Annotated in this window: 1 protein-coding gene; it reads left to right on the plus strand. The window is 54.7% G+C overall.

The window, feature by feature from the left end; translation table 11 throughout:
* Window positions 1-1,535: condensation domain-containing protein (locus AZ66_RS29055; RefSeq protein WP_044358107.1), on the plus strand; the 1,535-nt coding region annotated here is incomplete at both ends.

A 1,535-nucleotide genomic window follows, 5' to 3' on the forward strand; every position in this document is an offset into this window, starting at 1 on the left:
GAGCCAGGCACCACTGCTGCGCGTTCAGTTGACCAAGCTGAGCGATACGCAGCATTTGCTCCTGTTTGACATGCATCATATTATTTCCGACGGAACTTCCATGGGCATTTTGATTGAAGAGGTGACAAGGCTGTATGCCGGCGATCGTCTCGAGCCCGTATCGCTTCATTATAAGGATTATGCTGTCTGGCTGGCGGCAAACCGTTATTCGCCTACGTATGTCCAACAAAAAGAGTACTGGCTGCAGCAGCTAGGCGGCGAGCTTCCGGTTCTTCAGCTGCCGGCCGATTTCGCCCGTCCGTCGATCCAAAGCTTCGCGGGCAGCCGCCTGGAGTTCACGATCAATGCGGAATTGACCGCTAGCATCAAACAGCTGGCGCAAGACACGGGAACCACGTTATTCATGGTACTGCTCGCGGCTTACAGCATGTTCCTGGGTAAACTGGCAGGTCAGGATGAGATCATGGTGGGAACGCCGATTGCTGGCCGCCCTCATGCCGACTTGTCCGGCATGCTCGGCATGTTTGTCAACACCTTAGCCATCCGCTCGATGCCATCCGCCGACAAAACATTCCGAAGCTATTTGGGAGAAATGAAACAACTGGCTTTAACGGCGTTTGAGCATGCGGAATACCCGTTTGAAGAACTGGTGGAGCACGTCGTACGGCATCGGGATGTGAGCCGCAATCCGATTTTCGATGCGATGTTCGTACTGCAAAATATGAACCGGTCCGAACTGCAGATGGCCGATGTCGACATCGCCCCCTACGAGTTGGAAAACCCGACATCGAAATTCGACTTGTCGCTATTTATCCACGAGGTGGGAGAGGAACTGCACGGCAGTCTGGAGTACGCGACAGCACTCTTTGAGGCGGATACGATCTCACGGTGGAAAGATCATTTCATCACGCTGCTGCGGCATACGGCCGCTGACCCGGATGTCACCCTTGGCAAAGCAAGCTTGCTGAACGAACAGGACCGGATGACGCTCCAAGGCTGGATGGACGGACCTGTACAGAAAACGCCGAATGCCTCGGTGCATCAGTTGTTCCGCAAGCAGGCAAAGGCAACACCGGAAGCTGTTGCGCTCGTATGTGCCGATACAAGACTTACGTACGAGGAACTGGATCGGTTGTCGGATCGCATGGCTGCTGCCTTGCGCCTGGAACAGATCGGCAGCGACCGTATTGTCGGACTGATGGCGGGACGTTCCGCCCACATGATGATTGGTTTGCTGGGCATTTTGAAAACAGGCGCGGCTTTCCTACCGGTCGATCCTTCCTATCCGACGGAACGCATAGCGTATATGCTGGAGGATTCGAAAGTGGCTTGCCTGCTGGCGGACGCCCCATCCGCTCCAACACACAAAGGTCTTGGATACGGCGGCAAGACACTCATCATCGAAGAGCTACTTGCGGCAAGCGCGCAAAGTGCGTGGAGCCATGATAGCCATAGCTCTGATAGCCATGATAGCTTTGATAACTCTGTCAGTTCTGACAGCTCCGATAGCGCTGCTTATGAGCCGGATAACGAGA

It is taken from the genome of Paenibacillus sp. E194 (assembly GCF_000935845.1).
In the GTDB taxonomy this organism is placed as follows: domain Bacteria; phylum Bacillota; class Bacilli; order Paenibacillales; family Paenibacillaceae; genus Paenibacillus_B; species Paenibacillus_B alvei_B.